Source organism: Synechococcales cyanobacterium T60_A2020_003, from assembly GCA_015272205.1.
Lineage (GTDB): Bacteria > Cyanobacteriota > Cyanobacteriia > RECH01 > RECH01 > JACYMB01.
The window spans coordinates 1-9,397 of the sequence record JACYMB010000399.1; the positions used below are offsets into that span (position 1 = coordinate 1).

Genomic DNA, 9,397 nt, shown 5'->3' on the forward strand with positions numbered 1-9,397 from the left:
CACAAGATATATGGGCCGTTGCTCAGCAAAATCCCGAAACACCGCAATTGGTCGTGATCGCCCATCGCACCCACGGACAAACCGGACGATTGATGGCGATCGCCTGGGAATGGCAACGGCTTGTCCAGAATGCCTCCGTGGTGGCACCAGAATTCTTATTGGCACACCAAGCTGAAACCCCAAAAACGGCTGTAACTGCGCTAGAGCAAGCTTTAGCAACGCAAGCATTACCCATCGATCTCTGGCTCATCAATGTTCAGCAACTTCCTAAAAAGCCCTTAGATGCGGCGTTAGAGCAGTATTGCCATCCGCAAAATGAGGAGCGCTCCGTAGATGGGTATGAATATCAGTATTATCAGTGTTTCAAAGAGTACAGGTGATCCCATGGGCTAGTGTGATCGAAACCAGAGCAAACAATTGATCGTGAATTTGGATTTGGCTCACCCGTTTCAGTAAGTTCATTTACTTAATTCAGGTCACGAATCGGGGTAGGGGTTCTAATGCTCCGAAGTGGTTTTGTGCGATCGCACTCTGACTACCTAGTTCCACTTTGGGCATGGGTAACTCTGTATGTAGCGTTACATCCTATTTTTTTTGATGGCAAGTGCGCTATTTGTATCTTTTAAAACAGATCAAATCAGAAGTACAGCCTGTGGAAAACGTCCAAACTTTTCTTAAAAATTGCACTGATTTGAATGTTTCAATTCAATCCAATCTAGGCTACTAGTACATATCCAGTTTCTTTATCAAATCTATCCAGCAATTTGCCAAAGGTTTTCCATTTGGGGCTGGTGAGGCGCGATCGTCAAAACCTTTGCCAGAAAAGATTTTCAAGGGAGATCGAAGTAAAATATTTCCAAACTGATCAAGATTAAAAAACTTTTATTGATTCTCAGTGTTCCCTACACGCTAAATATGGTGTAAGATTCTTTTAGATTAATGTTCAGGCGAGAAATATCACAAATTTCCACTGAAGACTTCGAGCTTGATTCAACCTCTTGAAAACACTCAGGGGACACAAAATATGGAAACTCTTGCATACCTTCATCATTCCACGGCGTTTGAGCGTCCCGAGGAATATGAGATTTCGTTCGATTGGGAGCAGGTCAATCTGCTAGATAGCACTGCTGTTAGCAAGCTATCAACGAAGGGAGCGATGTATCTCCTAGCCGCAACCTGCGGTTTAGGGGTTGCTGTTGCGTCAGAAGAAGCACATGCTGCTCTGTTCCCTGGAGACTCAGGGGCGTCAGTTGCAACATTGCAGCAGGCGTTGCTGAACGCAGGCTACGACATTCCAGGAGCAGTGACAACATACTACGGACCGCAAACAGCCTCAGCCGTTCGCCAACTCCAAGCCGACTGCGGCATTGCTGTAGATGGCATTTTTGGCTATGATTCTGAGAACTGCCTCTATGGCGGTGGCGGTGGCCCTGTGGGCGGTGGTTTGCTGCGTTATGGCAGCACTGGCCCAGAGGTTAGCGCATGGCAAAATGCGCTAATTAGTGCAGGTTATAGCGTTCCAGGTGCGCCTAGCAACTATTTTGGTAGTGCTACAGATGCAGCTACGCGTCAGCTTCAAGCCGATTGTGGTTTGGTTGTAGATGGTGTTGTTGGCCCGCAAACTCGTGGTTGCATCGGTGGCCCTGGCCCTGTGGGCGGTGGTTTGCTGCGCTATGGCAGCACTGGCCCAGAGGTTAGCGCATGGCAAAATGCGCTAATTAGTGCAGGTTATAGCGTTCCAGGTGCGCCTAGCAACTATTTTGGTAGTGCTACAGATGCAGCTACGCGTCAGCTTCAAGCCGATTGTGGTTTGGTTGTAGATGGTGTTGTTGGCCCGCAAACTCGTGGTTGCATCGGTGGCCCTGGCCCTGTGGGCGGTGGTTTGCTGCGCTTTGGTGATACTGGCGCAGCGGTTGTGGATTTGCAACTCCTGCTGATTAGCAAGGGATACCTAGGTTCGGGATTGGCAACCGGATACTTTGGAACTCAAACAGAGGCGGCGGTTCGTGCGGCTCAGGCTGACTGCGGCATTGCCGTCGATGGCATTGTTGGCCCCAGTACTCGCGTATGTCTCGCGTCGCGATAGAAGCAAGCCGAATGAGGCGATCGCCTTAGCTAGTGCGTATCGCTCGCTTAAGTTAGCCTTCTGCAGGTGCAAAACTGGTTTCTGTATGTCTGTGAGGCAGAGTTGAGGTTTGCATGAAGGCTAATTTTTCAGGGTTTGATTCATGATGGAGTTCGCTGTTGTGATCCCTACGCAACGATAGGTTTAAATCTATGGAAACTCTTGCATACCTTCACCATCACCTTGCCTACGACGAGCCGGAGCAGTATGAGGTTACGTTTGACTGGGAATCGCTCCATCCCGGCCAGCACAGCTATCTAAGCCAACTTTCGGGGCAAACCCTATTCCGATTAACGGCTCTGGTTGCGGGTTTAGGCGTTTTGCTGACCTCTAATCAAGCTTGGGCGGTGTTGCGGCACGGAGACATGGATGTTGCGACCTTGCAGAATGATCTCATTCGTTCGGGGTATCTTAGCCCTGGTCTTGCAACAGGACGATTTCTAGACCTTACCGAGTCTGCGGTGCGGCAGTTGCAGCGGGATTGTGGTACTGCCGTTGACGGGGTCGTTGGCCCCCAAACCCAAAGCTGTTTGCATGGTCAATTACCCTCTCCGCCCACAGGTGGTGGGGTTCTGCGGTTTGGCAGTCAGGGGCCAGTCGTCACGTCCCTCCAACAAGATTTAGTGCAGCTTGGGTATTTGAATTCAAATCTGGTTACTGGGTACTTTGGTGCCCAGACCGAGCAGGCGGTCAAGCAGGCGCAAGCCGCATGCGGTATTCACATTGATGGTGTCGTTGGCCCTGCAACGCGTGCGTGTATCTCGAACAGTCTGGCAGGGAGTTCTCAACGTCCTGTGACTGGTTCAATTATAGTTCAACCGAGTGTGATCCGCCCAGTCGTGACTAACCCGGTCATCATCAATCGTCCAGTTGTGGTCACTCAGCCTGTGGTTGCGGTCAGCCAGCCATCGGAAAATCGAACGGTTGTTTTATCGGATGGAACGGTGATTGAGGTGGCGGTGCGGTAGGGACGTCGCCTGCGGTTGATCAATCATTCAAGATTTTTCCGGGAATTTGCCGAAGGGCAGCGCGTGCGCTCAGGGTCTATTGACGGATTGGCGATCGCCTTGTCTAATAAATCCAGTGCATCCCGTCCAACATCTATTACAAGCTTTGAACACCTGGTTCATCATTTAGCCTTTCAAAATTCATGATGACATTGCCGTTATCGTCCAAGCGCATCGCAACGTCACTGCTTCACGTTGGCAAGCATTGGTGGGTTCCGCTTCTGGTTGGAGCTGTGGCGATCGCCGCTAAGCCTGCCTTTGGCGCATCGTCGAGTACTCAGCTTGAACTGCGAGTTGCCATCGAAGAAAATGTATCGGAGGTGCAGGTCGGCAGTTCGACCGATACATTGCTACGGGACGGTTCCGGGCAAGTCCTCGCCCAAATCCCCGCCATGGGTGCAATGATGGCGATCGCGGACGGCAACAGGGTCGAAATCAACGACTGGGAAGCGAGCCAGATCTGGGTTGAACCGACGGGCGGCGGCTACGTGTTCATTGGGGATAAGTGGTATCGCGGTCGGGTTCTGGTGGTACCCACCGGAGCTGGGATCACCGCTGTTAATTACGTTGATTTAGACGAATATCTCTACAGCGTCGTTGGTGGTGAAATGCCGACAAGCTGGCCCTTGGAGGCACTTAAGGCTCAAGCGGTTGCTGCCCGTACCTATGCCCTCTACCAACGCCAGAACTCAGCCAATACTGTTTTTGACGTAGGCGATACAACGGATTGGCAAGTTTACGATGGCATCGAAGACGAAACCCAGAGCACGCAGATGGCCGTCAACCAGACCGCAGGGCAAGTTTTGACCTACGATAATCAACTGATTGAGGCTGTCTTTCATTCCTCGTCGGGGGGGCATACCGAAAATGTTGAGGACGTTTGGAGTACAGCACTCCCTTACCTGCGGGGCGTTCAGGATTTTGATCAAGGGGCTCCCGTTTACGAATGGCAGGAAACCCTCTCCGCGTCTCAACTCCAGTCCCTTGCTCCCAATATTGGCAACATTACAGGACTTGAAGCGGTTGAAACAACCCCTACAGGGCGGATCTCGCGTCTGCGTATCATTGGGGATGCGGGTACTAAAGAATTAGATAGTGATGATTTTCGCCATGCGCTGAATTTACGCAGTACGCTTTTTATCATCACACCCCAGTATCGTCCGGTTGCCAGTGCGGGAAGTTTGCCGACGGTTCCGGTCAGCTTTCAATTAACAGGACGGGGGTTTGGGCACGGCTTAGGACTGAGCCAATGGGGAGCGCATAATTTGGCCGAGGCCGGGTATAGCTATGACCAGATCCTGCTTCACTACTACACGGATTCTATCCTTTCATTGATTCAAGTGGAGTAGACTCGTACCAGTTTTGAGTGTTAAGGTTTCAGGTTTGAGTTGGCGATGGGTTTTGCATCATCGGCGATTTCAGCCTCGGATCTGTAACTGTTATTTCAGAAACTGGTGTCCACGAGAAATCTGTTCCTAAAGCATCCAGTGCTGGTAGTACTCTTACTTCGCCTCTACCCCCAGGGTTTGTGGCTGGAGCACCAATGTTCTATGGGTTTTAGGGGCTAGAGCGAGGATTTTTGGTCGTAAAGAAGCGTTCGAGCATACGGTTGCTGACCCAACAGACTTTTACAATAGCAACAGCAGATTACGCAATTCTTTACCGCTGCTTATTGCTTTAATATCGTTATGCAAAGCTACAACGCGACTCCGTCATCCGCGATCAATCTCGATGCGTTTTGGATGCCCTTTACGGCCAACCAACAGTTCAAAAGTCAACCTCGCCTCATGGTGTCTGCTAAGGACATGCACTTCACTACCACCGATGGACAGCAGGTGCTAGATGGCATTGCGGGGCTTTGGTGCGTTAACGCTGGGCACTGTCGTCCCCAGATTACGGAAGCCGTTAGTCGCCAAATTAGTACGCTCGACTATGCCCCTACCTTTCAAATGGGGCATCCGATCGCCTTTGAGCTGGCCGAGCGTCTGACGAACATGGTGTCTGGGGACTTTTCCCAGGTGTTTTTTACCAATTCCGGTTCAGAAGCGGTTGATACAGCCCTCAAAATGGCGATCGCCTACCATCGTGTACGCGGCGAGGGCAGTCGGCAGCGGCTCATCGGTCGAGAGCGAGGCTATCACGGTGTTGGCTTTGGGGGGATTTCAGTCGGCGGAATTGGCCCTAACCGCAAATTCTTCGGCAGCTTGCTCACCGGAGTGGATCACCTCCCCCATACCCATAATCTTGACCATAATGCCTTCACACGCGGTCAACCGGAATGGGGAGCGCATTTAGCCGATGAACTCGAACGGATTGTTGCTCTCCACGATGCGTCCAATATTGCAGCCGTCATTGTTGAACCTGTGGCAGGCTCAACGGGGGTATTGCTCCCTCCCAAAGGTTATCTAGAAAGATTGCGCCAAATCTGTGACAAATACGGCATTTTGCTGATCTTTGATGAGGTGATTACAGGCTTTGGTCGCCTCGGAGCCTCCTTTGCCACGGAGTATTTTGGGGTTGTGCCCGACATGATCACAATGGCAAAGGGCATCACCAATGGCAGCATTCCCATGGGCGCGGTCTTGGTTCGTAAAGGGATTTACGACGCCTTCATGCAGGGTACACCCAGCGGGATTGAATTTGCCCACGGCTATACCTATTCCGGGCATCCGGTCTCCTGTGCAGCAGCGATGGCAACCCTGGATATCTATGAACAGGAAGGACTGTTTCAACGAGCCGCCGATCTCGCAGACTATTTTGCCGATGCGGCCCACAGCTTAAAAGGGCTTCCCTACGTTATCGATATTCGCAACCTTGGCCTAGTGGCAGGGATTGAGTTAGAGTCGATTCCGGGTAAGCCCACGGCACGTGCCTTTGAGTGTTTCCTGCGCTGCTATGAAAAGGGCGTTCTGATTCGGACTACGGGCGATATTATGGCGCTATCGCCGCCGTTGATCATTGAAAAATCTCACATTGACCAGGTGTTCGAGACGATCGCCTCGGTTCTGAAGGCGTTACCCTAGGGGAGCTTTGCGGGGAAGTCGTCGTCGTTTGGACAGGCGATCGCCCGTGCTAATCATCTCTGCAACCAGTGGCAAGTTAGGCCTAATACGCAACGCCTGCAGTTTTCTCGTGAACCAGGAGAAGAACGGCTACAGTGTATGATAATAAAGCTTATTGAACGCGTCCGTTGGGAGACCTTTCTATGTTGACCCTTAAGATTGTGGTTTACATCGTTGTTACTTTCTTCGTGGGACTCTTTGTCTTTGGATTTTTGTCAAACGATCCGGCTCGGAACCCCAACCGTCGGGATCTAGAATAAGAAACCCGCTTGACAAGCAGCACCCGTGGTGTTGCTTGCCTCCCTAATTTCTGGACAGCAAAAGTGTGGTGTGTGTGGGCTGTCCGCCCAGTGAGTGTTGCTAACCCATGCCTTATCCGGTTCTGCCGCCCGATCCCCCTCCGGTTGTGAACATTACAGCGTCCGAGGGGGATGCTATTACTCGTGTATCTAGCTCTGAGGTTGGTTCTAGTTCAACCCCTGCAGTAGCTGAATCGTCTGCTGCTGTCGTTTCTTTAGTTCAGCCTTCTGTGATTGCTCCGGAGATTGTTCAGGAGCGGCGGGAGGCTCTATCCCTTGATGCGATCGCAATTCCGGTACAGCGTTCTGAGGCGTTGGGAATACCTTTGGAAGCAACGTCTTCCGTATGGCAGGCCATTGAGCAGGGTCAGACTCCGGTTTCTCCACAGCCTGTTTTCGTCGGGGTTGCTCCCTCTAGGTTTTTAGAGCAACTGCCATCTCCACTCGTGTCTGCATCCGCCCCTTCGAGTCTAGATAATCAGAGCGGTATTCCAGAATTGGAGTACGTTGCCCCTCAGGAGTTTGATCCCGCCACCCTAGATCTGTCTCCGCTGCCTGCGATCGCCAGCTTACCCCCCCAACAGGAGGACGCTGAGGTTGGACGTGCCCCGTCGGCTGACGAATTAGCTACTGTTCAATCTGACCTGTTCGACCCCTTGGGTGAGGGAGCTGATCGTGCTCTGACCACTGTTTTAGTGCCGCTTTTGGCAGGGTTGGAAACCCATGTGCGGGAGATACAGGCTACCTCTGAGACGGGCGATCGCGTCAGCCAATTGGGCGACACCGCTCCATCGTTCCCCCCCCAAGAGCTACCGTCACCTTTCCCCACTCAGCCCCCCGTACCGACGGAACCGACGGCTCCAGTTGAACCTTCTGACGAGACCAATACTCTGGATTCCGACGTTCCACCAGAGTCCCTGCCTGAACAGCCTACCCTCGAAATTCCAACCCCAGACAATCCTCTGCCGGAATCTGAGCCGTTGGAAACACCTGAGATTGCTCCAGAAGCAGAGCCCAATCCTATGGGCGTTGGTGAAACCGTGGAAGTGTTTGCCGATCGCCAAGAATATGACCAGCTCCGGCAGGTTTTTATTGCAGAGGGAAACGTTGAGGTTCGCTTTCGGGACTCGATTCTACGCGCCGATCGCGTGATCGTGAACCTGCCCAATCGGACAACCCTTGCCGAAGGCAATGCGGTGTTACTCGCCAATCAGCAAATTCTGTACGGCGATCGCATGCAGTATGACTTTGTCCGTCAAGAGGGCAGCATTGATCAGGCGCGAGGTGAAATTGCCCTCAGTCCCTTACCGGCAGATAGTTCGCCACGCCTATCGCCCCACCGGACTAACCTACCAGAGGATCTGCTTCGTCTCCGTACGCCTGAAGATCAACCCCCTGGTGATATCCTTCTGCAACGTCAACCACCCCAAGCAACCCCATCGGGTCAGACGTTAGATTTTGGTGTGGGTGTAGGTGAAGCTGCTGTTCAACTGCCAACAGGTCAAGTCCGACGACTACGGTTCGAAGCTGATACCCTTGGTTTCTTCCCTGGGGGCTGGGAAGCAACTAATCTTCGACTCACCAACGATCCCTTCTCACCACCGGAATTAGAGATCCGTAGCAGATCTGCTCGGTTCAGCCGCGTTTCGCCGACTCAGCAGGTATTGGTGGCTCAAAATCCTCGCCTGGTCTTTGATCAAGGTCTCAATCTTCCGCTGATTCGGGAACGCTATGTCTTTAGCGATGAAGAACGTCGGCGCAATCCATTTTTTGTCAGTTTTGGGTTTGATGAAGAGGATCGAGGCGGATTTTTCATCGAGCGCACCTTTCAAGTCGCCAATCAACCGGGTATAGCGATCCAGCTTACGCCCCAGTTCTATGTACAGCGGGCGATCGACAGCGATGATTTCTTTGCCCCATCTTCGTTTGGTTTAGAGGGTGAGGCTCGCATTCAAGTCACCCCAACTACGACGCTCTTCGGAAAATTCGAACTCTACTCCTTTGAACTTTCGGAGTTTGAAGAGAACTTCAGCTCAAATGTCCGTTTGGCTCAGCGCATCAGCGATCACACCCTTTCAATCTTCCACACCTATCGAGAACGCATTTTTAACGGCTCTCTAGGCAATCAAACGGTACGGAACAGTTATGGAGCGGTTGTGACCTCTCCCACTTACACCCTCGGAAACACAGGCATTGAGTTCTCCTACCAAGCTGGAATTCAGAGCATCACCGCCAACATTAACAGGGATTTCCGGGACGAGATTTTGGGGCCTCCTCCCCGTGATAATAACCGGGGCACCCTCACTCGCTATCAGATTGCAGCAGAGTTGGGTCGCTCCTTTCTGATCTGGGAGGGCGAGCCACTGCCTGCAACGCCTTCAGAAGGGCTGCGTTATACGCCAACTCCGGTTATTCCTTTTCTATCGTTTGACGCCAATGTTTTAGGTGTTGCTAGCTTTTATAGCAGTGGCGACACCCAGCCCATTTTGCAAACCACGGTTGCTTTATCGGGGCAATTTGGCCACTTTTCCAAACCTGCGTTCGACTATCTAGGATTTAATATCTCTTTCTCCTTTATTCCAGACGGGCCAGAGTCACCGTTTAACTTTGATCGCGAGGATGATCGGCAGGTACTTTCTGGCGGACTAACAGCCCAGCTCTTTGGCCCCATACGAGCCGGATTTCAAACCTCGTACAACCTCGAAAAAGATGAGGAAATTAACACCACCATTTTCATCCAGTACACGCGGCGTACCTACAGCATTGACCTACGCTACAGTCCCATCCGTGAGCTGGGTTCGCTGAATTTTGTGATCAATGACTTCAACTGGATGGGAGAAACAACGCCCTTTGATGAATCGGATTACCACTCCACCAGTAGCTATCCCGATCGCTAGAGAATGC

Annotated in this window: 7 protein-coding genes; all 7 read left to right on the plus strand. The window is 51.8% G+C overall.

Features of this window, described 5'->3' with window-relative positions; genetic code table 11:
• The coding region (locus IGR76_19325; GenBank protein ID MBF2080601.1) for a hypothetical protein at window positions 1-380 on the plus strand (380 nt) is incomplete at its 5' end.
• 644 nt (window positions 381-1,024) lie between these two features.
• Window positions 1,025-2,086 (plus strand): peptidoglycan-binding protein, encoded by a 1,062-nt coding sequence (locus IGR76_19330; GenBank protein MBF2080602.1) that lies wholly within the window; start codon window positions 1,025-1,027, stop codon window positions 2,084-2,086.
• 191 nt (window positions 2,087-2,277) lie between these two features.
• The gene (locus tag IGR76_19335; protein ID MBF2080603.1) at window positions 2,278-3,093 is read left to right on the plus strand and encodes a peptidoglycan-binding protein; all 816 of its coding nucleotides are present in this window, start codon (window positions 2,278-2,280) and stop codon (window positions 3,091-3,093) included.
• A gap of 185 nt (window positions 3,094-3,278) precedes the next feature.
• Window positions 3,279-4,481 carry a SpoIID/LytB domain-containing protein gene (locus tag IGR76_19340; GenBank protein MBF2080604.1) on the plus strand — a complete coding sequence of 401 codons (1,203 nt, stop codon included), beginning with the start codon at window positions 3,279-3,281 and terminating at the stop codon, window positions 4,479-4,481.
• Between the two features lie 339 nt (window positions 4,482-4,820).
• Window positions 4,821-6,155, plus strand: coding sequence for an aspartate aminotransferase family protein (locus tag IGR76_19345; protein ID MBF2080605.1), 1,335 nt, complete (start codon window positions 4,821-4,823; stop codon window positions 6,153-6,155).
• A 182-nt stretch (window positions 6,156-6,337) separates the two neighbouring features.
• Window positions 6,338-6,454, plus strand: coding sequence for a photosystem II reaction center protein I (locus IGR76_19350; GenBank protein MBF2080606.1), 117 nt, complete (start codon window positions 6,338-6,340; stop codon window positions 6,452-6,454).
• Between the two features lie 107 nt (window positions 6,455-6,561).
• Window positions 6,562-9,390 carry a DUF3769 domain-containing protein gene (locus IGR76_19355; GenBank protein ID MBF2080607.1) on the plus strand — a complete coding sequence of 943 codons (2,829 nt, stop codon included), beginning with the start codon at window positions 6,562-6,564 and terminating at the stop codon, window positions 9,388-9,390.
• Window positions 9,391-9,397: the final 7 nt, after the last annotated feature.